The 26,587-nt window shown below is 60.7% G+C and carries 25 protein-coding genes; 9 read left to right on the top strand and 16 right to left on the bottom strand.

Annotation, left to right across the window (positions count from 1 at the left end):
* Positions 1-93: 93 nt before the first annotated feature.
* On the bottom strand, positions 94-690 hold the full coding sequence (locus tag AF70_RS26940) for a hypothetical protein (protein ID WP_019648914.1): 597 nt from the start codon (positions 688-690) through the stop codon (positions 94-96).
* Entirely contained in the window at positions 690-1,103 is a 414-nt protein-coding gene (locus AF70_RS26935) for a hypothetical protein (protein WP_019648913.1), read from the bottom strand. The genes AF70_RS26940 and AF70_RS26935 overlap by 1 nt, the downstream gene beginning before the upstream one ends.
* Positions 1,104-1,422: 319 nt before the next feature.
* Here AF70_RS26935 and AF70_RS26930 point away from each other — a divergent pair, with 319 nt between their 5' ends.
* Entirely contained in the window at positions 1,423-2,538 is a 1,116-nt protein-coding gene (locus AF70_RS26930; RefSeq protein WP_028940428.1) for a Gfo/Idh/MocA family protein, read from the top strand.
* A 454-nt stretch (positions 2,539-2,992) separates the two neighbouring features.
* Here the strand turns inward: AF70_RS26930 and AF70_RS26925 are convergent, their stop codons facing one another.
* Both AF70_RS26925 and AF70_RS26920 read right to left on the bottom strand, forming a co-directional pair.
* A complete protein-coding gene (locus AF70_RS26925) occupies positions 2,993-3,241 on the bottom strand; it encodes a DUF1652 domain-containing protein (protein WP_019579377.1) in 249 nt (82 codons plus the stop codon).
* A 193-nt stretch (positions 3,242-3,434) separates the two neighbouring features.
* Positions 3,435-4,931: a helix-turn-helix transcriptional regulator gene (locus AF70_RS26920; RefSeq protein WP_028940427.1), complete on the bottom strand. Its 1,497-nt coding sequence runs from the start codon at positions 4,929-4,931 to the stop codon at positions 3,435-3,437.
* A gap of 168 nt (positions 4,932-5,099) precedes the next feature.
* On the opposite strand from AF70_RS26920, the gene AF70_RS26915 reads away from it, so the two are divergent.
* On the top strand, positions 5,100-5,534 hold the full coding sequence (locus AF70_RS26915) for a YeeE/YedE family protein (protein ID WP_019579379.1): 435 nt from the start codon (positions 5,100-5,102) through the stop codon (positions 5,532-5,534).
* Positions 5,535-5,536: 2 nt separating this feature from the next.
* Positions 5,537-5,950, top strand: a complete 414-nt coding sequence (locus AF70_RS26910) for a DUF6691 family protein (protein WP_018929681.1) — start codon at positions 5,537-5,539, stop codon at positions 5,948-5,950.
* 21 nt (positions 5,951-5,971) lie between these two features.
* Here AF70_RS26910 and AF70_RS26905 read toward each other — a convergent pair whose 3' ends face one another.
* On the bottom strand, positions 5,972-7,255 hold the full coding sequence (locus AF70_RS26905; protein ID WP_019579380.1) for a Zn-dependent hydrolase: 1,284 nt from the start codon (positions 7,253-7,255) through the stop codon (positions 5,972-5,974).
* A 123-nt stretch (positions 7,256-7,378) separates the two neighbouring features.
* A complete protein-coding gene (locus AF70_RS26900) occupies positions 7,379-8,863 on the bottom strand; it encodes an NCS1 family nucleobase:cation symporter-1 (RefSeq protein ID WP_019579381.1) in 1,485 nt (494 codons plus the stop codon).
* A 622-nt stretch (positions 8,864-9,485) separates the two neighbouring features.
* Between AF70_RS26900 and hydA the strand changes: the two genes are divergently transcribed.
* The 3 genes from hydA to preA all read left to right on the top strand — a co-directional run bounded on the left by hydA (position 9,486) and on the right by preA (position 13,724).
* Complete coding sequence (hydA, locus tag AF70_RS26895; protein WP_018929684.1) at positions 9,486-10,925, top strand: dihydropyrimidinase; 1,440 nt, start codon at positions 9,486-9,488, stop codon at positions 10,923-10,925.
* 156 nt (positions 10,926-11,081) lie between these two features.
* Entirely contained in the window at positions 11,082-12,449 is a 1,368-nt protein-coding gene (locus AF70_RS26890) for an NAD(P)-dependent oxidoreductase (RefSeq protein ID WP_028940426.1), read from the top strand.
* The gene (gene preA / locus AF70_RS26885; protein WP_028940425.1) at positions 12,450-13,724 is read left to right on the top strand and encodes an NAD-dependent dihydropyrimidine dehydrogenase subunit PreA; all 1,275 of its coding nucleotides are present in this window, start codon (positions 12,450-12,452) and stop codon (positions 13,722-13,724) included.
* Between the two features lie 39 nt (positions 13,725-13,763).
* Here the strand turns inward: preA and AF70_RS26880 are convergent, their stop codons facing one another.
* A complete protein-coding gene (locus tag AF70_RS26880) occupies positions 13,764-14,384 on the bottom strand; it encodes a TetR/AcrR family transcriptional regulator (RefSeq protein WP_007937670.1) in 621 nt (206 codons plus the stop codon).
* A gap of 139 nt (positions 14,385-14,523) precedes the next feature.
* Here AF70_RS26880 and copC point away from each other — a divergent pair, with 139 nt between their 5' ends.
* Together copC and copD are read left to right on the top strand one after the other, a co-directional pair.
* A complete protein-coding gene (copC, locus tag AF70_RS26875; protein WP_018929687.1) occupies positions 14,524-14,889 on the top strand; it encodes a copper homeostasis periplasmic binding protein CopC in 366 nt (121 codons plus the stop codon).
* Between the two features lie 3 nt (positions 14,890-14,892).
* Positions 14,893-15,753, top strand: coding sequence for a copper homeostasis membrane protein CopD (gene copD, locus AF70_RS26870; protein ID WP_028940424.1), 861 nt, complete (start codon positions 14,893-14,895; stop codon positions 15,751-15,753).
* 163 nt (positions 15,754-15,916) lie between these two features.
* On the opposite strand, the gene AF70_RS26865 is transcribed toward copD, so the two are convergent.
* Both AF70_RS26865 and AF70_RS26860 read right to left on the bottom strand, forming a co-directional pair.
* A complete protein-coding gene (locus AF70_RS26865; RefSeq protein WP_019579387.1) occupies positions 15,917-17,065 on the bottom strand; it encodes an HlyD family secretion protein in 1,149 nt (382 codons plus the stop codon).
* Positions 17,062-18,726, bottom strand: coding sequence for an MFS transporter (locus AF70_RS26860; protein WP_019579388.1), 1,665 nt, complete (start codon positions 18,724-18,726; stop codon positions 17,062-17,064). The genes AF70_RS26865 and AF70_RS26860 overlap by 4 nt, the downstream gene beginning before the upstream one ends.
* 332 nt (positions 18,727-19,058) lie before the next feature.
* Here AF70_RS26860 and AF70_RS26855 point away from each other — a divergent pair, with 332 nt between their 5' ends.
* Positions 19,059-20,009: a polysaccharide deacetylase family protein gene (locus AF70_RS26855; protein ID WP_028940423.1), complete on the top strand. Its 951-nt coding sequence runs from the start codon at positions 19,059-19,061 to the stop codon at positions 20,007-20,009.
* Positions 20,010-20,069: 60 nt separating this feature from the next.
* On the opposite strand, the gene AF70_RS26850 is transcribed toward AF70_RS26855, so the two are convergent.
* The 7 genes from AF70_RS26850 to AF70_RS26820 all read right to left on the bottom strand — a co-directional run.
* Entirely contained in the window at positions 20,070-21,755 is a 1,686-nt protein-coding gene (locus tag AF70_RS26850) for a NahK/ErcS family hybrid sensor histidine kinase/response regulator (RefSeq protein ID WP_028940422.1), read from the bottom strand.
* Entirely contained in the window at positions 21,739-22,902 is a 1,164-nt protein-coding gene (gene ercA, locus AF70_RS26845) for an alcohol dehydrogenase-like regulatory protein ErcA (RefSeq protein WP_028940421.1), read from the bottom strand. The genes AF70_RS26850 and ercA overlap by 17 nt, the downstream gene beginning before the upstream one ends.
* A 116-nt stretch (positions 22,903-23,018) precedes the next feature.
* Entirely contained in the window at positions 23,019-24,152 is a 1,134-nt protein-coding gene (pqqE, locus tag AF70_RS26840; RefSeq protein ID WP_028940420.1) for a pyrroloquinoline quinone biosynthesis protein PqqE, read from the bottom strand.
* Positions 24,149-24,901 (bottom strand): pyrroloquinoline-quinone synthase PqqC, encoded by a 753-nt coding sequence (gene pqqC / locus AF70_RS26835; protein ID WP_028940419.1) that lies wholly within the window; start codon positions 24,899-24,901, stop codon positions 24,149-24,151. The genes pqqE and pqqC overlap by 4 nt, the downstream gene beginning before the upstream one ends.
* A 48-nt stretch (positions 24,902-24,949) precedes the next feature.
* The gene (gene pqqB / locus AF70_RS26830; RefSeq protein ID WP_028940418.1) at positions 24,950-25,864 is read right to left on the bottom strand and encodes a pyrroloquinoline quinone biosynthesis protein PqqB; all 915 of its coding nucleotides are present in this window, start codon (positions 25,862-25,864) and stop codon (positions 24,950-24,952) included.
* A 53-nt stretch (positions 25,865-25,917) separates the two neighbouring features.
* Positions 25,918-25,989 carry a pyrroloquinoline quinone precursor peptide PqqA gene (gene pqqA / locus AF70_RS26825; protein WP_081499480.1) on the bottom strand — a complete coding sequence of 24 codons (72 nt, stop codon included), beginning with the start codon at positions 25,987-25,989 and terminating at the stop codon, positions 25,918-25,920.
* A gap of 286 nt (positions 25,990-26,275) precedes the next feature.
* A partial coding sequence (locus AF70_RS26820) for a transposase (protein ID WP_169342505.1) occupies positions 26,276-26,587 on the bottom strand: 312 nt, incomplete at its 5' end.

Genomic DNA, 26,587 nt, shown 5'->3' with positions numbered 1-26,587 from the left:
TACCGGAGGACTCGTGGAAGACTCTCGCCTGTTTCTGAGATGCATCGGGTGTCAGGTAATCGTTTGATAGATGGGACTGGGCCAGAGACGGCACTATTCACCCCGCACAAACTCAACCGGCTTACCTGTCAAATCCAGAACTCTAAAATAGCCCTTGATACTCTTTACGTTACGGATCGCCAGCTGAACATGCGTTTCATGCATAAAGTCTGTATCAGGATAAAGACATTCGCCCTCCCAGAATGGTGAACGAACGGAATCATACGCAGGTGCCTCTGTAAGCTCCCGGAAGGTATGCAACGCATCAATGACCTGACAATCCAAACGACGTAGATACTGACTATTTTTCTTAAGAGGTTGACCGCCTTCTTCTTTTGAGGCGGCTTCAAGCCAGAGGTAGGTCTGACGGATTTCACGCAACGCACTCTCAGTTGTGAAATCCAGGCAACGCCCCAAGTCAATCACTGCCCCAATCACGAATGGATTTTTGATAGAGCTCCGTTTTTGTGCATTGGTCGCAAAACTTAACGCGCGCTGCGGGTTGTTTTCCCAAAAATAGGCGCCGCGACCAAGCCAATCATAGTCATTAGTGCTATCAAGGAGTGTTGCTTCTCCAGCCAGCACACGCTCCCCAATTTCTCGCTCACACCCATGGAAACCAAGAACAAAAGAAGGAGAAATGCAATACATCAGCGAGCCTTGGTTTCGCCATTCACACGTTTGAAGAACTCCCGAACCTTGTCCGGATCCTTGAGCATTTCAGTAGCGTATTCATCGATACGTACCGAAGCACAAGTGGCGGCTGATAGCCTGCTACCGTTAGAACCAACCATGACCCAGCCAGTCCCAGTCGATGCTTTGTGTCCCTCTCTATCCATATCCAGCATTACTCCTGATCCACTCTTTGCAACCGCTGCGGCGATAAGTCCGTATGTCTTCTCGGCGTTTATTCCGGCAGCACCGGTACGACCGCTAACGATTTTGCCATTCGTTAGCCGAACAATGCCGCCGTGCTGGAATCCTGCAGAATCACGTACAACCTTAGCTTCGTGACGGTCACCATCAACAAAAACATAGGCCGTTTTTTCGAGATCCTTCGACATAGCCACCTCTATTCGAGCTTGGTTGCATTGCTCAAACTTGATTAATTAGTGGCCAATATAGTCTGTGGTGTCTGTCCCGTCATCAAAGCCCGCGATTTGTGGCTGTTCTGCACACCTGGAAACGATAGAGGCCGCTAACAAGACGCACAAGCCGGCAGATTCCGGCGTTGTTGTAGGCAATGACGCAAGGCGGTGTAGCCATTCTCAGCGCTTCCTGACCTCGCCAAGAAAAAGAATATTTATTCCACTTTATTGCATGTTACGAATTTTTATTCCATAAATAGCCCTCCTGAAAATAAAAATCCAAAGGACCCCGGCTATGCGCGAACTCGGTATCGGACTCATCGGCACAGGTTTCATGGGCCGCGCCCACGCCCTGGCCTTTCGCAATGTCAGCGCTGTTTTTGAATTGCCGCTGAAGCTCAAACTCGCCGCCCTTGCCGACGCCGACCCGCAGCGCGCCCGCCACTGCGCCGACGCCTGGGGCTTCGATGCTGCTCACAGCGACTGGCAACAGCTGATCGATGACCCCAAGGTCAACCTGATCGCCATCACCACCCCCAATCATCTGCACTACCCCATGGCCATGGCTGCCATCGCCGCCGGTAAACCGGTGTATTGCGAAAAGCCGCTGGCGGTCAGCCTCCAGCAGGCCAGTACCATGCACCTTGCAGCCAAAGCCGCAGGCGTGGTGACGCGGGTGGGTTACAACTATCAGCACAACCCGATCATCGGCCTGGCTCGGGATTTGATTCAAAACGGCGCGCTGGGGCAGATCATCAGTTTCCAGGGCGAGTTCAGCGAAGACTTCATGGCCGATCCCGTTTCACCCTGGTCCTGGCGCTGCGACGCCAATTACGCCGGCGGCGCCCTGGCGGACCTGGGCAGTCACTTGCTGGCCATGGCCCGTCATCTACTGGGCGACGTCGAGGCGGTGTGCGCGGATACCCAGACCGTGCATGCGCAACGCCCCGTGACGGCGGGTGGTCAGGAACGACGCGAGGTCGCGGTCGACGATCAGGTCCACGCGTTGCTGCGGTTCGCCAACGGCGCACGAGGGACGTTCAGCAGTAGCTGGCTCAAACACGGTTACAAGAATCACCTGAGTTTTGAAATCAGCGGCACCCAAGGCACCCTGGCGTTCGATCAGGAACGCTTGAATGAACTGCGGTTGTATCGTGCCGGGCAAGGCGGTTTCCAACGGCTGCTGGCGGGGCCGGATTTGCCGGGTTACGCCGCCTTCAGCCCGGCGCCGGGGCACCAGTTGGGTTACAACGAACTCAAGACCCTTGAAGTGCATGAGTTGGTGATGGCGCTGGCCGGTCTCGGCCAGGACGGGACCGATTTCGAGCAGGCGTGGGAAGTCGAACGCCTGGCGACGGCGATTCGTCTGGCGGCACGGGAGTCGCGGTGGGTCAGGATCGAGGAAGTCTGAACCGACGCTCAGGTCATACACCGCCAGTTGCACGTGCTACTGGCGGTACACCAGACCCGGTTTACTGAGTGACGCAACGGGTCAGGGTCGTGGTTCGGGTCACCTGCCCTTCAGCCCTCATATCACCCTGTACATCGGTGCTTTCGGTGGTCGAACAGGTACGAACCGGTGTCGGTGGTGGTACGGCCGGGGGTGGAGGCGGCGGACTGGCGCAACCACCCAGAATCGCCACGCAAAGTGCGAGCGACAGTGGTGAAAAAGCACATTTCCCAAAACTGTTCATAGGCTGACCCGCGGTAAGTAATCGACATTTTCCGCGACTCGAAAACCACCCCGCGAACCCGCGGCCCTGTCACAGAAAAGAAATACCCTCGCATTCCTTATAGCTTAGCTACCCGCCAATGCCAGAAAGACAGTAACCACTGCATTACCGCTGGCCTGCGGGATATGACGCCTAAAGAGCGGAGGATCGATTCAAGCCACTGCTTTCAAGCTCATAGCGCAGCTCTTCAATCAACGCCGCCACTGCCTCCGGCGTCCGGAGCGTCGCCACGTTCAACCCGCTGACCACCAGATCCACCTGCCCTGTCGCCGGATGGTAAAGCTTCACCGTCAACGAATTATCCCCGGCAAGCGCACACTCACAGGCCAACGGCAAAAAGCTCCGCTCCAACTGCATACGCAATTGCACCAGATAACTCATCCCGACTCACCTTGGCGACAGCGTAAAGCCGACTGCCCGCTTGTTCTTTTCGCACCCATGAGGTTGTTCCTTCAGCTGCATCGAAGAGGACGCGATACCGGGCCCAAGCCACGTCTCGCACCCCGACAGCCTAGAAAAAGCCCCATATGATCAATACATGAAATTGCACCACCCGCACTAGTGCATTTGCACCTTAACGTTGCCCCTTGATCCGCTTCACGCCGGAGAACAGACCTCGCTCGCGAGCCCAGACAATCGCCTCGCTACGGCTATGCACATCGAGTTTGGAATACACCGTCGACACATGATTGCGCACCGTATTGGGTGCCAGCTTCAGACGCGCAGCAATCTCCTTGTCGGCCAGGCCTTCACAGATCAGGCCGAGCACATCGCGCTCCCGGGTGGTCAGGTCGGTGAACGACACACTGAGTAACTGCGGCGAATTGACGTTCTTCACATTGGCCAGTTTTTCGATCAGCGTGCGGCTGAACCAGGACGCATCTTTCATCACCTCTTCGATCGCCGACACCAACTCCAGCTCGGTGCGTTTGCGCTCGGTGATGTCCATCAACACCAGCAGGTAACAAGAGCCATCCTGAATGTTCACGGTGTCCGCCGAGACCGCACAATCAATCAGCCCGGCATCCTTCCTGCGCACCCTGACATCGACACGATCCACCCGCCCCGTCTTCTCCAGAGCTGTAAACAGTCGAGTGCGAGCGCCCGCTTCATCAATGAAACCGAGTTGCGCCACGGTCTTGCCGAGCACCTCATCACTGGGAAATGCGAGGGACTCGAGGAAGGCTTCGTTGACGTCCATCACCACTTGGTCGGCGGCGCGGCACACCAGGATCGGCACCGGAGTGAGGCGAAACGCTTTGGCGAACCGTTCCTCGCTCTGGCGCAGGGCGATTTCGGCCTTGTGCCGAAGCTCCATGTCGACGAAGGAAAACAGCATGCAAGCTTCGTCGTTGAGCTCAAGCGGTTGCCCGGCAACGATCACTTGCTTGCTGCCACCGTCGGCCAATCGCAGCTCGGCCTGCATCTGCGGAATGGTGGCGCCGTCACGCAAACGCTGCTTGGCCAAGTCCTTGTTCTCGGCGCGCTCCAGCACATCCAGCTCATAAGCCGAAGCGCCGATCACCTGATCACGGGCATAGCCAGTCATTTCCACGAAGCCCTGGTTGACCTTGATGTAACGTAAATCGCTGAGACGGCAGATCACTGCCGGGGCCGGGTTGGCATTGAAGGTCTTTTCGAAACGCTGCTCGGCGCTGGCCCAGTCGGTGACGTCGTTCATGATCAGCACCAACGACTCCGGCTCACCGGCACGGTCCGCCAGCACCATACTGCGCACGCTGTGAACCCAGGTGCGCTCTTCATTTTCCAGCTGCGTCACCTCCACCATCACATCGCTGAACGTCTCGCCACGGGCCACGCGGCTGATCGGATAGTTCTCGATCGCTACCGGATGATTGTTGCGATAACGCAAGGCAAAACGTTTGGCGTACTCCCCGGCATTGGCCCCCAACTCGCCAATCTCGCTGACACCGTGCATGGCCAGCGCGGCGTCATTGGCCCAGAGAATGGTCTGGTCGAGCTCCAGCAGAATCACCCCATCAGACAGGCCGGCGATGATCTGCTGCAACTGGCGGCGATTGGTTTCAGTGCTCAGGACGTCCTGGCTCATTGGAACTCCACAATTGCGGCGGCACTTTTGCGCGCTGCCCAGTGAAGATTACGACCGCAGGCGTTTGTGATAGTGCAAAGCCCGGCACCCGCGGCCTCCCAAAGTAGCCCTATGCTCAATACGGAAAGAGTGGTTTAGTGCCGCTTTTTGTCTATACGGAGAGTTGCCATGGTGTTTGATTCTCTTCACTTCACCCCCTGGTCTGCCCTCGCGGGAGGAGCGCTGATTGGCCTCGCCGCCAGCGTAATGGTGGTGGCCAACGGGCGAGTTGCCGGGATCAGCGGGTTGTTGGGCAGCCTGCTTGAGCGAAATGATTCAGGACGAGGTGAAAAAGCCCTGTTCCTGCTTGGACTGTTGGCGGCACCGTTGGTGTGGGCGCTGTTTCATGTGTGGCCGGCCATCGAATTCAAAACCGGTACGGTGGGGCTGATCGTCGCCGGATTGTGCGTCGGCATCGGCACTCGTTATGGCTCCGGCTGCACCAGTGGCCACGGCGTGTGCGGTATCTCGCGCCTGTCACCACGCTCCATTGCCGCGACATTGAGTTTCATGTTCACAGGCTTCGTGACCGTGTTCGTCCTGCGTCATCTGCTGGGGTATTGAACATGCGCAAACTGACCGCTTTCCTCGCCGGCCTGCTGTTCGGCGTCGGCCTGTTGCTGGCCGGCATGGCGAACCCGGCCAAAGTGCTGGGTTTTCTGGACATTGCCGGCCTGTGGGATCCCTCACTGGCGCTGGTCATGATCGGCGCCATTGCCGTGGCTTGGGGGCCGTTTCACTGGGCCATGAAACAACCGACGTCCTTGCTGGGTGCGCCTATGCAATTGCCGGTCAGCCGTGAGCTGGACCGACGCCTGATCGGTGGCAGCCTGCTCTTCGGCATCGGTTGGGGTATTGCCGGCATCTGCCCCGGCCCGGCACTGGTGTTGTTGCCGACGGGGCACTGGCAGGCCTGGGTGTTCGCCATCGCCATGCTGGCGGGGATGCTGATGTTCAAGGCGCTGCAAACCCGCCGTTGAGCATCCCCGCCAGGCCAGTGGTCAAGCCGCCTGCTTACCACTGGCAATCGCCTGCGACGCCGCCAGCATCGCCCGCAACAACACGGCGCACCCGGCGGCCAGATCATCCGGCGCGGCGTTTTCGATTTCGTTGTGGCTGATGCCACCTTCACAAGGCACGAAGATCATCCCGGCCGGGCCGAGTTCGGCGAGAAAGATTGCGTCGTGCCCTGCTCCACTGACGATGTCCATGTGCGACAAACCGAGCCCTTGAGCGGCACCGCGTACCGCTTCGACGCACCCCTTGTCGAAATACAGCGGCGGGAAGTCGGCGGTGGGTGTCAGTTCGAAGCTCAGGCCGTGTTGCTCGCAGGTGGTTTCGATGACCTCGCGGACTTCGGCGATCATTGAGTCGAGTCGCGCCGGTTCCAGATGACGGAAGTCCAGGGTCATGCGCACTTCGCCGGGAATCACGTTGCGCGAGCCGGGATAGGCTTGCAGGCAGCCGACGGTGCCGCAGGCGTGGGGTTGATGACCGAGGGCTGCGCGATTGACTGCGCCGACGATCACCGCGGCGCCGACCAGCGCGTCCTTGCGCAAGTGCATTGGCGTCGGGCCGGCGTGGGCTTCGACGCCGCGCAGTTTCAGGTCGAACCATTTCTGCCCGAGGGCCCCCATCACCACGCCGATGGTTTTGTGTTCGTCCTCAAGAATCGGGCCTTGCTCGATGTGCGCCTCGAAATACGCTCCCACGGCATGACCACTGACCTTGCGCGGCCCGGCGTAACCGATGGCGTTCAAGGCTTCGCCGACGGTCACGCCCTCGGCATCGACCTTGGCCAGGGTCTCCTCGAGGGTGAATTTTTCCGCGAACACGCCGGAGCCCATCATGCACGGGGCGAAGCGTGAGCCTTCCTCGTTGGTCCAGACCACCACTTCCAGCGGCGCTTCGGTTTCCACGCCGAGGTCGTTGAGGGTGCGTAAGACTTCGACCCCGGCCAGCACGCCGAAGCAACCGTCGAACTTGCCGCCGGTGGGCTGAGTGTCGATGTGGCTGCCGGTCATCACCGGTGGCAGGTTCGGATTGCGCCCCGGACGACGGGCGAAGATGTTGCCGACAGCGTCGATACTGACGGTGCAACCGGCCTCCTCGCACCACTTCACGAAGATATCGCGCGCCTGGCGGTCGAGGTCAGTCAGGGCCAGCCGGCAGACACCGCCCTTGACCGTCGCGCCGAGCTTGGCCAGGTCCATGAGCGACTGCCACAGACGGTCGCGATTGATGTGCTGATGGGTGGATTGCAGAACGTCTACAGCAGCGTTCATGGTGATCTCCTCAGTTCTTCTAGTTCCCACGCTCTGCGTGGGAATTCATCCATGGACGCTCTGCGTCCGATTCTGGGACGCGGAGCGTCCCGGGCTGCGTTGCCACGCAGAGCGTGGGAACGATCAAACTGTAGATTTCGCAACAGACGGGCTCGGCCGCATCGAACACAACCCGTAGTAAATCAGCCCGCCAAGGGCCGAGCCGGTGAACCAGCCGTAGCTGTAGAACCAGCTGAAGGCATCGCTGCCCAGCGACAGCAGCGTCAACACCACCGGCACGCCGAAGGCGATAAAGCCGAACCAGTTCCACGCCGGGTACACGTCGTCGCGGTAGAGGCCTGCCAGATCCAGCTCCTGTTTCTTGATCAGGAAATAGTCCACCACCATGATCCCCGCGATCGGCCCCAGCAGGCTCGAATAGCCGAGCAGCCAGTTGGAATACACCGTCTCCAGGCTTAGATCCGAGACAATCAGCCCGAGCTTTTTCAGCAGCTCATGGGCCATCAGCGCCAACCCGACCAACCCCGTGAGCATCACCGCCGTGGTGCGGTTGATGTACTTGGGCGCAACGTTCTGGAAATCGTTGGTCGGTGACACGATGTTGGCCGCGGTGTTGGTGGACAAGGTGGCGATGATGATCAGCGCCATGGCCAGTGCGACCCAGACCGGGCTCTGGATATGGCCGATCAGGGTGACCGGATCAGAGACAGTGACACCCACCAGTTTGACCGACGCGGCCGTCATCACCACGCCGAGGGAGGCGAACAGGAACATGGTCAGGGGTAAACCGATGATCTGCCCGACGATCTGGTCCTTCTGGCTTTTCGCGTAGCGGCTGAAGTCCGGGATGTTCAGCGACAACGTGGCCCAGAAGCCGACCATGGCGGTCAGCCCGGCGGCGAAATAACTGGCCACGCCGGCCCCTTCCGGACGCTTGGCCGGGATCGCCAGCAACTCGGTCATCGATACATTCGGCATGGCCCACACCAACAGCCCCACGCCCACCAGCACCAACAACGGCGCCGAGAGGGTTTCCAACCATTTGATCGAGTCCGCGCCACGAATCACCACCCACAGGTTCAAGGCCCAGAACAGCATGAAGCCGATCACCTCGCCGGTACCGCCAAGGGCCTTCCAGCCATCGAACACCGAGCCGAGAAACAGGTGAATCGCCAGCCCGCCGAACATGGTCTGGATGCCGAACCAGCCGCACGCTACCAGGGCACGGATCAGGCACGGGATGTTGGAACCGAGAATGCCGAAGGACGAGCGCAGCAATACCGGAAACGGAATGCCGTACTTGGTGCCGGGGAAGGCATTCAGGGTCAGCGGGATCAGCACGATGATATTGGCGAACAGAATCGCCAGCAGCGCTTCGCCCACGGTCAGGCCGAAGTAGGCCGTGAGCACACCGCCGAGGGTGTAAGTCGGCACGCAGATCGCCATGCCGACCCACAATGCGGTGATGTGCCATTTGTTCCAGGTTCGTTCGCGCACCTTGGTCGGTGCCATGTCGTGGTTGTATCGGGGACTGTCGAGGACATCGCTGCCGGCTTCGAGCTCAAACAAGCCGTCGCGCTCGGTCACTTGCGATCTGATCTGTTGCATGGCCGCTCCACTGTTCTTTTGATTATTTTTGCTCATCAGAGGCTGGCGCAATGCGCGCGAGCCGGACGATGGCCGGAGAAACTGACAACTTTTACGGACCGGCCACGGTGCCAGCGGCGGCATCAATAAACGTGCCGGGTGCCCCGCTTGCGCCTCGGGCAGTGCCATAAAACTTTGCTAACCAACTGATGTTAATCAGCTTTATTTATCCAACTAGCGAGTCCCCGGTCAGTTGCCCTGTCACTCAGGCCGAATGCCAGGCAAGTTGTCCGAACAGTCAGGACTCAATCTGGTGCGTCGATCTTTTTTTGAAAGGTTGCGCATCAACCATAGACCATCCTCAACCGGCTGATTTCACATAGAAAATCTTGACCATATTTCCAACCTGTCAAGTGCGTCAAAATGGTGAGCGGCCTCACCATTTTGGTGATTTTCACTTTTTATCGTTATTTATCAAACAGTTAAAACAGTAATAAGCTTATAAAAAATATTCTTGCTCAATCCACAAACTGCAGCTAGCGTCTATTCTTGACAGCGCTGACAGGAATACACCGATTGGCGTCTGCTTCATATAAAACATCTAGAACCGGCAATAGTCGGTCATGCCTGCGAGGAACTCGGAATGTCTCTGTTGATCCGTGGCGCCACCGTTATTACCCATGATGAAAGTTATCGCGCCGACGTCTATTGCGCTGACGGCGTGATCAAAGCCATCGGTGAAAACCTCGATGTTCCCGCCGATGCGCAAGTGCTCGACGGCAGCGGCCAATACCTGATGCCCGGCGGCATCGATCCGCACACCCACATGCAACTGCCCTTCATGGGCACGGTGGCCAGCGAAGACTTTTTCAGCGGCACCGCGGCGGGATTGGCCGGTGGCACCACGTCGATCATCGACTTCGTGATACCCAACCCACAACAATCATTGATGGAGGCCTTTCATCAATGGCGCGGCTGGGCCGAGAAGTCGGCGTCTGACTATGGCTTTCACGTCGCCATCACCTGGTGGAGCGAGCAAGTCCGCGAGGAAATGGCCGAGCTGGTCAGCCAGCATGGGGTCAACAGCTTCAAGCATTTCATGGCTTACAAGAACGCGATCATGGCCGCCGACGATACGCTGGTGGCGAGTTTCGAGCGTTGTCTGGAATTGGGCGCGGTGCCGACCGTACACGCGGAAAACGGCGAGCTGGTCTATCACCTGCAACGCAAGTTGATGGCCCAGGGCATCACCGGGCCGGAAGCGCATCCGCTGTCGCGGCCTTCGCAGGTGGAAGGTGAAGCCGCGAGCCGGGCGATCCGCATTGCCGAAACGTTGGGCACGCCGCTGTACCTGGTCCACGTCTCGACCAAGGAAGCCCTCGACGAAATCACCTATGCCCGCGCCAAGGGCCAACCGGTCTACGGCGAAGTGCTGGCCGGGCATCTGCTGCTGGACGACAGCGTTTACCAACACCCGGACTGGCAGACCGCCGCCGGTTACGTGATGAGCCCGCCCTTCCGTCCACGCGGTCATCAAGAAGCCCTTTGGCATGGCCTGCAAGCGGGCAACCTGCACACCACCGCCACCGACCACTGCTGTTTCTGCGCCGAGCAAAAAGCCGCTGGCCGTGACGATTTCAGCAAGATTCCCAATGGCACCGCCGGTATCGAAGACCGCATGGCGGTGCTTTGGGATGAAGGGGTGAACACCGGGCGTTTGTCGATGCAGCACTTCGTTGCCCTCACCTCCACCAACACCGCGAAGATCTTCAACCTCTACCCGCGCAAAGGGGCGATTCGTGTCGGGGCCGATGCCGATCTGGTGCTGTGGGACCCGGAAGGCACGCGGACGATTTCAGCCAAGACTCACCACCAGCAGGTCGACTTCAACATCTTCGAAGGCAAGACCGTGCGTGGCGTACCGAGTCACACCGTCAGCCAGGGCCGTGTGGTGTGGGCCGATGGTGATTTGCGCGCCGAGCGTGGCGCGGGCCGGTATATCGAACGGCCGGCGTATCCGGCGGTGTTTGATTTGCTGAGCAAGCGGGCTGAGTTGCACAAGCCGACCGCAGTGAAACGCTGAAATCGAGGCCTTCGGCCTTCGAGGGCAAGCCTCGCTCCTACATTTGGAATGCGTTCCCCTGTAGGAGCGAGGCTTGCCCGCGAAGAAGCCGGCCCAGACAACACAAAACCAATGCCCACCAGAGGCAGTACCTCAATTAACCGTGAGGCCAACACCGTGATCAAGACTTTGAACCACCTCCCGCATCCCCATGAGGACGCGGCCGCCCTCGCCGGCCATTTCACCGACCTGGCGCCGCCGCTCAACGAGCGTCAGGCGCATCTGGAAGCCTCGCGCTGCCTGTATTGCTACGACGCGCCGTGCGTGAACGCGTGCCCAAGCGACATCGACATTCCATCGTTCATCCGCAATATCCATCAGGAAAACGTGCAAGGTGCGGCGCAGAAGATCCTCTCGGCCAACATCCTCGGTGGCAGTTGTGCCCGGGTCTGTCCGACGGAAATCCTCTGCGAGCAAGCCTGCGTGCGCAACAACGCCCAGGAATGCGCGCCGGTACTGATCGGCCTGCTGCAACGCTATGCCGTGGACAACGCACACTTCAGCGAACACCCGTTCCAGCGCGCCGCCGCAACCGGCAAGCGCATCGCCGTGGTGGGTGCCGGCCCGGCCGGTTTGTCCTGCGCGCACCGCAGCGCCATGCACGGCCATGACGTGGTGATTTTCGAGGCCCGGGAAAAGGCCGGCGGCCTCAACGAATACGGGATCGCCAAGTACAAGCTGGTGGACGATTACGCGCAGAAGGAGCTTGAGTTCCTGATGGGAATTGGCGGAATCGAGATTCGCCACGGGCAGAAGCTGGGCGACAACCTGACCCTCAGCGAACTGCATCAGCAATTCGACGCGGTGTTCCTCGGCCTCGGCCTGGCCGCCAGCAAACAATTGGGCCTGCCCAACGAGGATGCCCCCGGCCTGCTCCCCGCCACCGATTACATCCGCGAACTGCGCCAGGCCGATGACCTGACGCAACTGCCGCTGGCCGAGCGCTGCATCGTCCTCGGTGCCGGCAACACCGCCATCGACATGGCCGTGCAAATGGCCCGTCTCGGTGCCCGGGACGTGAACCTGGTGTACCGCCGTGGTGTCGCGGATATGGGCGCTACCGCTCACGAACAGGACATCGCCAAGGCCAATCAGGTGCGGCTGTTGACCTGGGCGCAACCCGAAGAGGTGCTGCTCGACGATCAGGGCAATGTGCGCGGCATGCGCTTCGCCCGTACCCGATTGGTGGAAGGTCGCCTGCAAACCACCGGCGAAACTTTCGAACTGGCCGCCGACGCGATCTTCAAAGCCATCGGTCAAGCCTTCGACACCGACGCCCTCGCCGACCCGCTGGCCCGTGAACTCAAGCGTCAGGGCGATCGGATTCAGGTCGATGAACAGCTGCGCACCAGCATTCCCGGCGTGTATGCCGGTGGCGACTGCACCAGCCTCGATCAGGACCTTACCGTGCAAGCCGTGCAACACGGCAAGCTGGCCGCCGAGGCGATCAACGCTCAACTCATGCTCAACGTGGAGGCTGCGTAAATGGCCGATCTCTCGATTGTCTTCGCCGGCATCAAGGCCCCCAACCCGTTCTGGCTCGCTTCCGCGCCGCCGACCGACAAAGCCTACAACGTGGTCCGTGCGTTCGAGGCCGGCTGGGGTGGCGTGGTCTGGAAAACCCTGGGGGAAGACCCGGCGGCGGTCAACGTGTCCTCACGCTACTCGGCGCACTTCGGTGCCAACCGTGAAGTGATGGGCTTCAACAACATCGAGTTGATCACCGACCGTTCGCTGGAGATAAACCTGCGGGAAATCACCCAGGTCAAAAAGGACTGGCCGGACCGCGCGCTGATCGTGTCGCTGATGGTGCCCTGCGTCGAAGAGTCATGGAAAAACATCCTGCCACTGGTGGAAGCCACCGGCGCCGATGGCATCGAGCTGAATTTCGGTTGCCCCCACGGCATGCCGGAACGGGGCATGGGCGCGGCGGTCGGCCAGGTGCCGGAATACGTCGAACAAGTCACTCGCTGGTGCAAGACCTATTGCTCGTTGCCGGTGATCGTCAAGCTCACGCCGAACATCACCGACATCCGCGTCGCCGCCCGTGCCGCCCACCGTGGCGGCGCCGATGCGGTGTCGTTGATCAACACCATCAACTCGATCACCAGCGTCAATCTGGAGCGCATGGTCGCCAATCCCGCCGTCGGCAGCCAAAGCACCCACGGCGGTTATTGCGGCTCGGCAGTGAAGCCGATTGCGTTGAACATGGTCGCCGAGATCGCCCGCGACCCGCAGACCCAGGGCTTGCCGATCAGCGGCATTGGCGGCATCGGCAGTTGGCGCGATGCGGCGGAATTCATTGCCCTGGGCAGCGGCTCGGTGCAGGTGTGCACGGCGGCGATGCTGCATGGCTTCCGGATTGTCGAGGAGATGAAGGACGGTTTGTCACGCTGGATGGACAGTCAGGGCTACGCCCGCGTGTCGGATTTTTCCGGGCGCGCAGTGGGCAATACCACGGACTGGAAGTACCTGGACATCAACTATCAGGTGATTGCGAAAATCGATCAGGAGGCGTGCATCGGTTGCGGTCGCTGCCACATCGCTTGCGAAGACACCTCGCACCAGGCGATTGCCAGCCTCAAACAGGCCGATGGCACACATAAATATCAAGTGATCGATGAGGAGTGCGTGGGCTGCAACCTGTGCCAGATCACCTGCCCGGTGCAGGATTGCATCGAGATGGTGCCGGTGGATACGGGCAAGCCGTTTCTGGATTGGAACCATGATCCCCGCAATCCGTATCACGTTGTGGTTTGATCGCCGATCATTCCCACGCTCTGCGTGGGAATGATCTGGTTACGGCTCCAACCCGATCCCGCGCAAGATCACACTGGTCACCGTCTGCACCGCCCGTTCGAACTGCATGTCCGACAACGGCTGATGATCATTCAAGATGTTCACCTGATGATCGAAGTCGGCGTAGTGCTGGGTCGAGGCCCAGATCATGTACAACAGGCTGGAAGGCTCCACCGGCAGGATGCGTTTGTCTTCCACCCACTGGCGAATTTTCGCTTCCTTCATCTTGGCCCAGTCGTACAGGCTCGCGTCCAGCTTCTCACCCAGGGTCGGCGCGCCGTGGATGATTTCGTTGGCCCAGACTTTCGAACCGTACGGCCGGCTGCGGGAATGGTTCATCTTGGCGCGGATGTAGCTGCTGAGCACCACGCGCGGGTCGTCGAACATTTCGAAGCACAGGGCGTCCTGCTTCCAGACCTCCAGCAAACCCAGGAGCACCGCGCTGTACAGCTCGCTCTTGGTGCTGAAGTAGTAATGCAGGTTGGAGCGCGGCAGTTGCACTTCGGCGGCGATGTCGGCCATGGCGGTGCTGCCGAAGCCTTTTTCGGCGAAGACCTTTTCGGCCGCCAACAGGATTTTTTCGACGTTACTGCGACGAATCTCGATCTTGTGATTGCCCATGAGGGCTCCCTGACAACAGCGTTGCTCAAGACTAGCATCCGCTCTACGTCGCGGCGACAGGGGAAAACGAAACTTCGTACAGCGGCCCTGCGGCAGGTAAACTGCCCGCCACTTTGAACCTGCCGCTGAGGTCTTCACGATGCTGATCAAGAACGCCCTGACCACCGCTGCCCTGCTCGGCTCGCTGCTCGCCGCCTCATCGGTGTTTGCCCACGCCCATCTGAAAAGCCAGACCCCGGCGGCCGACAGCACCGTGCAGGCGCCAACGGAACTGCGCCTGGTGTTTTCCGAAGGGGTTGAAGCAACGTTCACCAAAGTGAAAATCAGCAAGGACGGTGCCGACGTACCGGTAAAAAGCCTCGTCACCGAAGGCAGCGACAAGAAAACCCTGGTCGTCACCCCGGCAGCGCCGTTGGCCGCTGGCGATTACAAGGTCGAATGGCATGCCGTGTCGGTCGACACCCATAAAAGTGAAGGCGCCTACCGCTTCAAGGTGGGTCAGTAATTCATGACCGAGGCGCTGGTGCTGTGCCGCTTCCTGCATTTCACCGTGGTGCTGATGCTGTTTGGGGCCTGGGTGTTCAGGCCTTTGCTGTTGGGCCGCGAAACGAAATGGCTGGATCCGGCACTGGCGCGAGTGACCCGCTGGCTCAGCGTGGTGGCGTTGCTCAGCGGCGTCGGCTGGTTGCTGCTGATCACCGCCAGCATGGCCAGTTCCCCGGAGGCGGCATTCGACCCGGCGACGCTAGGCCTGGTGCTGAGCAATACCTATTTCGGTCAGGTCTGGCGCTGGCATCTGCTATTCAATCTGTTGCTCGTGGCGTTGCTGCTGACACCCTGGCGTTCAAGCATGCTCCTGCGCATCGGCCTTGCCAGCCTGCTGCTGGCGACCCTGGCTCCGGTCGGTCATGGCGCCATGCTCGATGGTCTGCAAGGCCGGCTGTTAATCCTCAACCAGATTGTTCACCTGACGTGCGTCGGCGCCTGGCTCGGTGGGTTGATGTTGCTGGTGATGATCCTGCGCCAACCGGACGATCATCCCTTGAGCGCAATACTGCAACGCTTCAGCGGGATCGGTTACGCGTTGGTGGCAGGGTTGGTGATGACCGGCCTGATCAACGTGCGTGTACTGACCGGCGTGTTCTGGCCGACGCCGTTGCTGTCCGGGTTTGCGCTGATTCTGTTGATCAAGGTTGTGCTGGTGATCGCGATGCTGGGGTTGGCGCTGTTCAATCGGCTGCGGGTCAAGGATTGCCAGCAGCGTCCGGGGCTGTTGCGCACCAGCGTCATGCTGGAATGGATACTGGGGATCGGCGCGGTAGCAGCGGTTTCACTGCTGGGCACCCTGCCCCCGATGATCGCCCCCTGAATCACACCCCATCTGTAGGAGCGACCTGTGGCGAGGGGGCTTGCCCCCGTTGGGTTGCGAAGCAGCCCCAAAGTTTCTGTTGTACCAAAAATCCTGTGAGTGCTACGCACTCAAACGGGGGCAAGCCCCCTCGCCACAGGTCACCCCCCACAAGAGTTATGCGTTAGTCAGGGGTACTGGGATCCCCTTCGGCAGCGGTATCAATACTCACCACCACCGACATCCCCGGCCGCAGCCGTTCGCTCTGTTCCTGATCGGCATCGACGCTGATCCGCACCGGCACCCGCTGGGCGATCTTGACGAAGTTGCCAGTGGCATTGTCAGCCTGCAACAAGCTGAACTCGGAGCCTGTGGCCGGTGAAATCCGCTGCACCCGCCCGTGGAATTTCTGGTGGTTCAGCGCATCGACGGTGAAGCTCACCGGCTGGCCGACCCGCACGTTGTCCATCTGGGTTTCCTTCATGTTGGCGATCACCCACAACTGGTTCGGCACCAACGCCATCAGCTGCGCCCCGGAGTTGACGTAGGCGCCGAGGCGCACGCCAATCTGCCCGAGTTGACCGTCGCGCGGCGCCACCACGCGGGTGTTCGACAGGTCGATCCGCGCCAGTTGCACCGCCGCCTCAGCACTGGCCACCGCCGCTTCCAGCGAGCCGCGATTGACGATCACCGTTTGCAGATCCTGGCGGGCGATGTCCAGATTGGCCTGGGCTTGCGCCACGGCGGCAACGGTCTGGGCGTTGGCGGCCAGGGTTACGTCCAGCTCGCGTTTCGACACCGAGCCATCACCGACCAGCTCTTTGTTGCGGCGCAGATCCGCTTCACTTTTGCGCAACTGCGCCTGGGCGTCGGCGACGGCGGCCTGACGCAACTTGATGGTCGCCTCGGCGCTGTTGCGTTGCTGCACCACGTTGGCCAGCGCGGCTTTCTGCACCGCCAGTTGCGCCAGGGACTGATCGAGACGCTGCTTGTAGATGCGGTCGTCGAGACGCACCAGCAAATCGCCGGCCTTCACGAACTGGAAATCCTGCACCGGCACTTCGTACACGTAACCGCTGAGTTGCGGGCCGATGATCGTCACCTGCCCGCGCACCAGGGCGTTTTCCGTAGTCTCGACCGCGCTGCTGAACGGTGGCAGTTGCCAGGCGTACAACACGATCAGTACACCGACGAGAGCAATCGCCGCAAAGCCCAGGGACGAGATGATCCGCACCCCCAGCGAGCGCGGTTCAGAGCCCGGCGAGGATGGCGGCGTCACGCCTTCGGGGGTGGCGGCAATAGTGTTGGTGGTCGTGGTGGTCGGTTCGGTCATGAAGAAGTGGCACCGCTGGATTGTTTGGTTGGAGTGGCAGGCGCCGGGGCGACGGCTTGGGTAGTGCTCATCAGCCACAGGGCGCGAATGGAAATCCAGATCATGGTCAGCACCGCGATCACGGCAATCAGCATGAACACGTCGTTGTAGGCCAGGATATTGGCCTCGCGGGTGGCGGCGACGGCCAGGCTACGGATGCCCTGCAGGTTGCGCAGGCTCGGGTCGGCAATTATCGAGCCGACCGCGTTGCCGCCGCTCTGGACCCGCGCCGCCACACGCGGGTCGAGCAACGTCAGCTGCTCGACGATGTGACTGGAATGAAACTTCTCGCGCGCGATCTGGAACGTCCCCAGCAGTGCCGCGCCAATCAGGCCACCGAGGTTCTGGCAGATACCGAACAGCACCGAGAAACTCACCAGGTTGCGCGGGCTGGACAGCACGTTACGCATGCCATAGACCATGGTCGGACCGAGGAAAAACGTCCCGCCGAAGGCCAGCAGAAACTGACTGAAATAAAGGTTTTCCGGGCGGGTCAGGTTGTTCGAATAACTGTCCATCACCGAACCGACCGCCATCAGCGCCAAGGAGATGTTCAGCGGCATGATCAGGTGCTTGGGGTCGATGGTCAGGGCGCTGGTGGCAAGGCCAGCGATACTGCCGATCAACATCACCACATACAGGCTGTGCAGCTGCTGACTGCTCATGTTCAGCGCTTGCATGAACCCCACCGCGCCGGTGGACTGCTCCGACGTCACCATGCGGATCAGGATCACCGCCAGGGCCAGGCGAATCATCGCCCCGCTGCCGAGCCAGCGGGTCATCAGCATCGGGTTGCTGCGATTGTGCTCGATGGCCAGGCCCGTGAGGATCAACACGATCGAAGCCGCCGAGGCCACTCCGATCCACTGCGCCTCGAGCCACCAGTCGATCCGCCCCAAAGACAACACCGCGCAGAGCAAGGCCACGCCACTGGCGAGGATGGCGAAGGTCAGGAAGTCGAGTTTTTCGAAGGTCTTGAAACGGTCACCCGGCGGCAGTTTCAGTAGAAAAACGCAGCCCAAAGACAACAGCGCCATGCCCAGTTCGAACAGGTACAGCCCGCGCCATTCGGCGATTTGCAACAGGTCTTCGGAGAACAACCGCGCCATGGGCAAGGCCAGTTGCGAGGTGCCGAGGCCCAATACCAGCGCCTTCATCCGCCATTTCGCCGGGAAGGCCTGGATCATGTAATACAGGCCCAACGAACTCAGCGCTGCGCCGACCATGCCGTGGGCCGCGCGCACGGCGATCGCCGAACTCAGGTCGTTGACGAACAAATGGCCGAAGGTCACCAGCGCATAGAGCATCAGGAACACTTCGGTGAACGCCCGCAGGCCGAACTGCTGACGAAACTTCACCAGCAGCAGGTTCATCGACACGTTGGTCATGACAAAGGCCGCCGGCAGCCAGGCCATCTCGGCGGTGGTCGCGCCCAGCGCGCCTTGCAGGTACGGAAGGTTGGCGACCACCAGCGAGTTCCCGAGACCACCGGTCAATGCCACCAACACACCCACCAGCGCGTAGGCCAGCCGCCTGGGGTTGGAGTGCAACGGCGTCGAGGGCGATCCGGGCAGGCTGGGCCGCTCGTGGGGCTGCCAGTCGCGCGGGGTGTAGTGATTCATTCGATGGCCTTGGTTCAAGGAGTGTTGTCAGTTTGCCGCAAAATCACGGGGAGAACACACCCTTGCAAACACGAGCCTGTGGCGAGGGGGCTTGCCCCCGTTCGGCTGCGAAGCAGTCGCAATTCAGACAACTCGACATGCAGGAAAAAATAGGGGCCGCTTCGCGCCCCAACGGGGGCAAGCCCCCTCGCCACAGGACTTCTCCCACACTGGACTGTGTATTCGGCGGGATTCGTAAATTCTGTTTAAAAGTCTTCTCGCTCGCGGCGGATTTTTCCGGGGTGCGCCAAATGACACCCTCACGGCACTGTTCAACTCAAAAGGTGCCCCCTATGACCACTGCCCATTGGCAACGCTCCCCCCGCTGGCTGAAAAATCTGCTGGCCGCCGCCCTGCTGCTGCCGTCCCTCGCGTTCGCCCAGGAACGCCCGTGGCCGGATGGCTCGCAACTGGTGATTTCGTTCTCTATGCAATTCGAAACCGGCGGCCAGCCCGACGGTGCCGAAAGTCCGTTCTCCGGCACTCCATTGCCCAAGGGTTACCCGGACATGCCGGCACAGACCTGGTTCGACTATGGCTACAAGGAAGGCCTGTGGCGGATGCTCGACTTATGGGACCGCAACGGCATCAAGGTCACGTCCCATGTGGTGGGCGAAGCGGCGTTGAAACACCCCGAACTGGTGCGGGCGATCGCCGACCGAGGCCATGAAGTCGCCGCCCACGGCATGCGCTGGGCCGACTCCTACAACATGAGCTACGAACAAGAGAAAGCCTTCATCGGCGACGGCGTCGACGCGGTGCAGAAACTCACCGGCCAGCGCTCCGTGGGCTACAACGCCAACTGGCTGCGGCGCAGCCCCAATACCCTGAAAGTGCTGCAGGATCTGAACTTCACCTATCACATCGATGACGTCAGCCGCGACGAGCCGTTTGTGACACTGGTTCGTGGCAAGAAATTCGCCGTAGTGCCTTACACCCTGCGCAACAACGATATCGTGTTGATTGAAGGCCGGCACTTCTCGGCGCAACAGTTCTACCGGCAATTGGTGCTGGAATTCGACCGCCTGTACGCCGAAGGCGCCAGCCGGCGGCGGATGATGTCGGTGAGCCTGCATGACCGGATCGGCGGCACCCCGGCGATGGTCGAGGCGGTGGAACGTTTCATCCGTTACGCCAAGTCCCATCCGAAGGTCAGCTTCATGCGCAAGGATCAGATTGCCCAGATCGTGCTGACCGAAAAGAACCCGCTGATCGATAACACCGAGGCGGCGTACAACCACTGAGCCAAATCACCGCCAAAACCGGAATGAAAAGATCGCAGACTGCGATCTTTTCAAGGCTCGCTACGCCAACAACTGACTCAACACCGCACGCAACTTGCCGGGCTTCACCGGTTTGTTCAGCAATGGCGCGTCGAGTCGCTGCAACGAGCGTCGACACTGATCGGTGCGGTCGGCGGTGATGATCACCGCCGGTATCGTCCGGCTGAAATGCTCGCGCAGATGCCGGACCACTTCACAGCCCACCACCCCGTGATCGAGGTGGTAGTCCGCCAGAATCAGTTCCGGCGCCTGCCCTTGCAAGGCCGCCAGCGCGGTGGCCTCATCGGTGGCGGTAACCACCTCGCAGCCCCACTGCCCGAGCAGCGCGCTCATGCTTTCAAGGATGCTGACTTCGTTGTCCAGCACCAACAGGCGCCGGCCCGGCAACGGGTTGCCGGTACTCGGCTGCGGTGCGGCCTGACTGATCGGCAGTGGAATCTCATGGGATATCGGCACCTCGATGCTGAACATCGAACCGCGCCCCGGCAGTGAATGCACCTGAATCCGGTAATCGAGGATCTTGGCGATGCGTTCGACAATCGCCAGTCCCAGGCCCACGCCCTTGCGATCGGCGGCGCGGCCAACGTCCAGTTGGTTAAATTCAAGGAAGATCGAATCGAGACGATCCGCCGGGATCCCGCGCCCGGTGTCCCAGACTTCGATTCGCAGTACGTCGCCCCGGCGCCGGGCACCCAGCAGGATGCTGCCGTCGTCGGTGTAGCGGCAGGCATTGCTGAGGAAGTTGCGCAGAATGCGGGTCATCAGGCGCAAGTCGGTATGAATCGCGTAATCACCCATGTGCACCCGCAGGTTCAACCCGGTCGCCGCGGCCACCGACTGAAACTCCGAGACCAGTGGCGCGAACAATTCATCGAGGCGGTACAGGGCGATGTCCGGTTTCACCGCAGCCTGATCGAGCCGGGAAATATCCAGCAGGTCGGTGAGCAGGTCTTCGGCCCCTTCCAGTGCCTGATGGGTGCGCTCCACCAGCACCTGTTCGACGTCGGGCAAATGCCGTTCGCGCAAGGTCGAGATCAACAAACGCGCGGCGTTGAGCGGTTGCAGCAAGTCGTGGCTGGCGGCGGCGAGGTATTTGTCCTTGCTGCGATTGGCCGCTTCGGCGGCATCACGGGCGTCGCGCAAGGCTTCGGCGGCTTCCAGCAACTCATTGGTGCGCGCGGTGACCCGTTGCTCCAGTTGATCATTGAGCTGTTGCAAGCGCTCCTGGGCCTGTTTTCGTTCGGTGATGTCGGCGACGAACCCCTCCACCAGGCCTTCCTGATCCGGTTTGAGCAGCAGGTTCATCAACACGTCGAGGACAGTGCCGTCCTTGCGCCGCAGCTGGGTTTCATAGCCCAGCAGGCTGCGCTCACGCTGGAGGACTTCGCCGATGCCTTCCAGCTCTTGCGCGCCGCCGACGAACAGCGTGCCCGCCAGGTCCGTCAGGGAAAACAGCACCTCCTGCGGGTCCTGATAGCCAAGCATCCGCGCCAGCGCCGGGTTGGCGGCGCGCATGCCTTCCTGCAGGCTGGCCTGGAAGATTCCGTGCACGGCGTTTTCGAACAACCATTTGTAGCGATTGCGCTCGGCCTCCAGTTCATCCAGGCGCGCGGCCAGTTCCGGGTAATGACTCTTGCGCGCCGAGTGATTGCCCAGGCCGAGTAACCCGGTCAGCGCCCGTTGCTGTTCGTCAGAGGGCTTCGCCATAGACGACCTCGACGTCGCGCTGACTGGACTCGCGCGGGTTGGTAAGGATGCACGGGTCATCCATGGCATGTTGCGACAGGAACGGAATGTCTGCCGTGCTGACCCCGTGCAGACCCAGGGTTTCGTGGAAGCCGATGGCATGCTTGAGGGCGATCAAGTGGTCGACCAGACGTCCGCAGATCTGCCGGTGGTTCAGGCCGCGACAATCGATGCCGAAGGTCTCGGCGATCACCTTGAAGCGCTCCGGCGCCGAGCTGTAGTTGAACGCCACCACGTGTTCCACCAGCACCGCGTTGCACAAACCGTGAGGCAGATCGAGGAATCCACCGAGGCTGTGGGACATGGCGTGCACCGCGCCAAGAATCGCGTTGGAAAACGCCAGCCCGGCCTGCATGCTGCCGAGCATGATCTTTTCCCGCAGGACGATGTCGCCGGGGTTGGCGATCATTTGTACCAGATTGCCGTTGATCAGCCGCATCGCCTCCAGCGCATGCGGGTCGGTGAGCGGCCCGTGGCCGGTGGAAACGAAGGCCTCGATGGCGTGGACCAACGCGTCGATGCCGGTACAGGCCGACAGGAACGGGTCCATGCTCAAGGTGGTTTCCGGGTCGATCAGCGACACGTCCGGCACCGCAGCCTTGCTGACGATGGAGAATTTCATGCGTTCTTGCTGATTGGAGATGATCACGAATTGCGACACATCGGCCGACGTGCCGGCGGTGGTCGGGATCAGGATCAGCGGCGGGCTGGGCATGCGCAGGGTGTCCACGCCCTCGAATTCAAGGATGTTGCGCCCGTGGGCGACGACGATGCCGATGCCCTTGCCGCAATCCATCGGGCTGCCGCCGCCGACCGCGACGATCACATCGCAGTGATTCTCCCGGTACAGCTCGGCGCCGAGCATCACTTCCTCGATCCGCGGGTTGGGCGAAACGTCGCTGTACACGAAATAATCGATGCCCTGGGCCTGCAGACTGGCTTCGACATCGGCAACCCAACCGGCGGCAATCACCCCGGGGTCGCTGACCACCAGCACCTTGCGGGCACCGAAAGTCTTGGCGTAGTTGCCGACGTTATGCCGACAGCCGGCACCGAAGATGATTTCAGGTGAAACGAATTTACGCAGTTGACTGAGATTCTGGCTCATTGGAAAGCCTGTTTTTATTGTTTTGAAAGGTAAAGCCAACACTAAAGCATCCGGCTGCGAATGCAATCAGACCAATGGGTAGCAACTGCCTGGGGTGGGGGCTTCGCGTTCGCAATTTATCCGCGATAGATCAGCCGCGAAGCCTTTTCATTGCGCAAGGTCAGGTGTTCCATGCCCTGCCCCGGCGCGTCGGCTTCGTCCCGGGCCTTGAGGATGACGCTGTGGTGCGGCGACTTGCTGCACACCGGGTCGGCGTTGCTCGCGTCCCCCGTGAGCATGAATGCCTGGCAACGGCAGCCGCCCAGGTCCTTATGTTTTTCATCGCAGGAACGGCACGGCTCTTTCATCCAGTCGTCGCCGCGAAAACGATTGAAGCCGAAGGAGTCGTTCCAAATGTGTTCGACGCTGTGCTCGCGCACATTGGGGAACTGCACCGGTAACTGGCGAGCGCTGTGGCAAGGCAGCGCCGTGCCGTCCGGGGTGATGTCGAGAAACAGGTTGGCCCAGCCATTCATGCAGGTCTTGGGGCGCTCTTCGTAGTAGTCCGGGGTGACGAAGATCAACTTGCACGGGTGGCCCTCGGCCTCAAGCCGCTGGCGATAGTCGTTGGTGATGCGCTCGGCGCGCAGCAATTGTTCGCGGGTTGGCAACAGGCCCACGCGGTTAAGTTCGGCCCAGCCATAGAACTGGCAGGTCGCCAACTCGACGAAATCCGCCTCCAGCTCCAGGCACAGTTCGATGATCTGCGCGATCTGGTCGATGTTGTGCCGATGGGTGACGAAGTTCAGCACCATCGGGTAGCCCTGGGCTTTTACCGCTCGGGCCATGGCCAGTTTCTGGGCGAAGGCCTTGCGCGAGCCAGCGAGCATGTTGTTGACCGCTTCGTCGGCGGCCTGAAAGCTGATCTGGATGTGGTCCAGTCCGGCGACCTTGAAGTCGCGGACCTTCTGCTCGGTCAGGCCGATACCCGAGGTGATCAGGTTGGTGTAGTAACCCATGTCCCGCGCGGCCTTGATCAGCTCGGCCAAGTCCTGGCGCACCAACGGCTCGCCACCGGAAAAGCCCAGTTGCGCGGCGCCCATCTCCCTGGCTTCGCGAAACACCCGGATCCACTCTTCTGTGCTCAACTCCTCACCCTGTTGGGCGAAATCCAATGGGTTGGAGCAATACGGGCATTGCAGCGGGCAGCGATAGGTCAGCTCCGCCAACAGCCACAACGGTGGGCCGGGTTGCTGCTCGATCGCGTTCACAGGGCGATCCCCCGGTGCCAGACCCGATCGGTGGTGACGGTGTGATACGGCGGGCGGTCCAGCTCATAGGCCATGCTCATCGCGTCGAGCATGCTCCACAGCACATCAAGCTTGAACTGCAGAATCTCCAGCATGCGCTGCTGGCCCTCGACCGTGACGTAATGCGCCAGGGTGATGCGCAAACCATGCTCGACATCGCGCCGGGCCTGGCTCAGGCGCGTACGAAAATAGTCGTAACCGGCCGGGTCGATCCATGGGTAATGGGCGGGCCAGGCGTCGAGCCGGGACTGATGGATCTGCGGCGCGAACAGTTCGGTCAGCGAACTGCTGGCCGCTTCCTGCCAACAAGCACGGCGGGCGAAATTGACGTAGGCGTCCACGGCAAATCGCACACCCGGCAGCACCAACTCTTGCGAGAGAATTTGTTCGCGATCCAGCCCCACCGCTTCGCCCAGACGCAACCAGGCTTCGATACCGCCTTCGCTGCCGGGGGCGCCGTCATGGTCGAGAATCCGTTGCAGCCATTCCCGCCGCACGTCGCGGTCCGGACAGTTGGCGAGGATTGCCGCGTCCTTCAGGGGAATGTTCACCTGATAGTAGAAGCGATTGGCGACCCAGCCCTGGATCTGCTCGCGGGTGGCGCGCCCGGCGTACATGGCTTGGTGGAATGGATGATGGATGTGGTAATAGGCGCCTTTGGCGCGCAGGGCCGCTTCGAATTCGGTGGGGGTCATGGGGGTGTCAGTCATTGCGGTTCTCCGGGGAATAACCGTTGGGTTCTGCGATGAGGCAGTCCGCTACAGCTCAATACTCATGCCGTCATAAGCCACTTCAATCCCCCGCCGCTCCAGCAACGCCCGCTCGGCTGAGTCTTCGTCGAGGATCGGGTTGGTGTTGTTGATGTGGATCAGCACCTTGCGCTGGCGATTGAAGCCCTCCAGCACTTCGAGCATACCGCCGGGGCCGCTTTGCGGCAGGTGGCCCATTTCGCGGCCCAGGCTCTGGCCGACTTCGCATACGCGCATTTCATCGTCGCGCCACAGCGTGCCGTCCAGCAGCAGGCAATCGGCGCGCTGCATCCAGCTCAATACCTCGTCGTCAACCTGCCCCAGACCCGGCGCATAGAACACCGATGCACCGTTGCGCAGGTCTTCGATGAACAGGCCGATGGTGTCCCCCGGCTGCGGGTTGCCACGGTTGGGGGAATACGGCGGCGCGTTGCTGACCAATGGAATGGCGCGAAATTGCAGGTGTTGGCAGGCTGCGATGCTGAACGGCTCACGGTCCAGTTCGATGGGTTGCCACTGCAAACCACCGTTCCAGTGCTTGAGCATGGTGAACAACGGGAAGCCGCTGCTCAGGTCTTCATGCACCCGCTCGGTGCACCAGACCGAATGCGGGCAGCCTTCGCGCAGGCTCAACAGGCCGGTGCAATGGTCGATCTGACTGTCCAGCAGGACCACGCCGGCAATCGCCGTGTCACGCACGCGGCGGGCCGGTTGTAGCGTCGGGAAGCTTTCGAGTTGGGCGCGGATGTCTGGTGACGCATTGCAGAGTATCCATTCCACACCGTCGTCGCTCAGGGCAATGGACGACTGCGTGCGGCGTTGCGCGTGCAGGGTGCCGCGGCGCATCGCCGCGCATTGACGGCAGTTGCAGTTCCACTGCGGAAAACCGCCGCCGGCGGCGGAACCGAGAACGCGGATGTGCATGGCAGGCTCCAGAAAGCAGGCCCGGCCAACGCGACGGCTGACCGGGCGATCAATCAACGGTTGGCGAAATACATCGTCACTTCGAAGCCAATGCGCAGATCGGTAAACGCGGGTTTATGCCACATGGGTCATTCCTCTTCTTGTGCCGGACGATTCCGGTAGAGCCATTAATGCACGGGGCGCCAACTGCCCGAATGCTACTTTCGAAGGAGGTGGCGGCGTGCGTTGGTAGGGGGGCGCGCAGATCTTAAGCACCACACAAAATCCTGTGGGAGCGGGTTTGCCCGCGATAGCGGAATGTCAGTCAACGAATGTGTTGAATGTGACGACGCCTTCGCGGGCAAGCCTCGCTCCTACAGGGATGCGCGGACCTCACGGCCAACACATAACCTGTAGATACTCTGTTCACGGTCAAGCTTTTAGNAGATGTTTTTCGCTGAAAAGCTTGGCCGTATCGAAATCCTCTCCAGCGCGTATGCAGGCCCACAAGCCTGTCAGGTATTTGCGCATAACCGCACAGATGGCCTGCATTTTTCGTTTTCCACGACCGACTAGCACGTCGTAAAAAGCCTTCACATAAGGATCGCAGCGGATCGCTGACATGGCAGGCATGAACATCGCCGAGCGCAGGTAGGCGTTGCCACCCTTGCTCAGGCGTCCGGGCTTGTCGATGCTCGTTCCAGACTGGGTCAGTCGCACGTCCAGCCCTGCATAACGACTGAT

The organism is Pseudomonas sp. KD5 (assembly GCF_012932895.1).
In the GTDB taxonomy this organism is placed as follows: Bacteria; Pseudomonadota; Gammaproteobacteria; order Pseudomonadales; family Pseudomonadaceae; genus Aquipseudomonas.
The sequence above is the reverse complement of the archived record's forward strand: the minus strand, read 5'-3'. Positions and strand labels throughout refer to the sequence as shown.

What these genes read in the sequence shown, in the direction of transcription:
- AF70_RS26940 (WP_019648914.1), bottom strand. Translation starts at nt 690, where the DNA reads ATGTATTGCATTTCTCCTTCTTTTGTTCTTGGTTTCCATGGGTGTGAG.
- AF70_RS26935 (WP_019648913.1), bottom strand. Translation starts at nt 1,103, where the DNA reads ATGTCGAAGGATCTCGAAAAAACGGCCTATGTTTTTGTTGATGGTGAC.
- AF70_RS26930 (WP_028940428.1), top strand. Translation starts at nt 1,423, where the DNA reads ATGCGCGAACTCGGTATCGGACTCATCGGCACAGGTTTCATGGGCCGC.
- AF70_RS26925 (WP_019579377.1), bottom strand. Translation starts at nt 3,241, where the DNA reads ATGAGTTATCTGGTGCAATTGCGTATGCAGTTGGAGCGGAGCTTTTTG.
- AF70_RS26920 (WP_028940427.1), bottom strand. Translation starts at nt 4,931, where the DNA reads ATGAGCCAGGACGTCCTGAGCACTGAAACCAATCGCCGCCAGTTGCAG.
- AF70_RS26915 (WP_019579379.1), top strand. Translation starts at nt 5,100, where the DNA reads ATGGTGTTTGATTCTCTTCACTTCACCCCCTGGTCTGCCCTCGCGGGA.
- AF70_RS26910 (WP_018929681.1), top strand. Translation starts at nt 5,537, where the DNA reads ATGCGCAAACTGACCGCTTTCCTCGCCGGCCTGCTGTTCGGCGTCGGC.
- AF70_RS26905 (WP_019579380.1), bottom strand. Translation starts at nt 7,255, where the DNA reads ATGAACGCTGCTGTAGACGTTCTGCAATCCACCCATCAGCACATCAAT.
- AF70_RS26900 (WP_019579381.1), bottom strand. Translation starts at nt 8,863, where the DNA reads ATGCAACAGATCAGATCGCAAGTGACCGAGCGCGACGGCTTGTTTGAG.
- hydA (WP_018929684.1), top strand. Translation starts at nt 9,486, where the DNA reads ATGTCTCTGTTGATCCGTGGCGCCACCGTTATTACCCATGATGAAAGT.
- preA (WP_028940425.1), top strand. Translation starts at nt 12,450, where the DNA reads ATGGCCGATCTCTCGATTGTCTTCGCCGGCATCAAGGCCCCCAACCCG.
- AF70_RS26880 (WP_007937670.1), bottom strand. Translation starts at nt 14,384, where the DNA reads ATGGGCAATCACAAGATCGAGATTCGTCGCAGTAACGTCGAAAAAATC.
- copC (WP_018929687.1), top strand. Translation starts at nt 14,524, where the DNA reads ATGCTGATCAAGAACGCCCTGACCACCGCTGCCCTGCTCGGCTCGCTG.
- copD (WP_028940424.1), top strand. Translation starts at nt 14,893, where the DNA reads ATGACCGAGGCGCTGGTGCTGTGCCGCTTCCTGCATTTCACCGTGGTG.
- AF70_RS26865 (WP_019579387.1), bottom strand. Translation starts at nt 17,065, where the DNA reads ATGACCGAACCGACCACCACGACCACCAACACTATTGCCGCCACCCCC.
- AF70_RS26860 (WP_019579388.1), bottom strand. Translation starts at nt 18,726, where the DNA reads ATGAATCACTACACCCCGCGCGACTGGCAGCCCCACGAGCGGCCCAGC.
- AF70_RS26855 (WP_028940423.1), top strand. Translation starts at nt 19,059, where the DNA reads ATGACCACTGCCCATTGGCAACGCTCCCCCCGCTGGCTGAAAAATCTG.
- AF70_RS26850 (WP_028940422.1), bottom strand. Translation starts at nt 21,755, where the DNA reads ATGGCGAAGCCCTCTGACGAACAGCAACGGGCGCTGACCGGGTTACTC.
- ercA (WP_028940421.1), bottom strand. Translation starts at nt 22,902, where the DNA reads ATGAGCCAGAATCTCAGTCAACTGCGTAAATTCGTTTCACCTGAAATC.
- pqqC (WP_028940419.1), bottom strand. Translation starts at nt 24,901, where the DNA reads ATGACTGACACCCCCATGACCCCCACCGAATTCGAAGCGGCCCTGCGC.
- pqqB (WP_028940418.1), bottom strand. Translation starts at nt 25,864, where the DNA reads ATGCACATCCGCGTTCTCGGTTCCGCCGCCGGCGGCGGTTTTCCGCAG.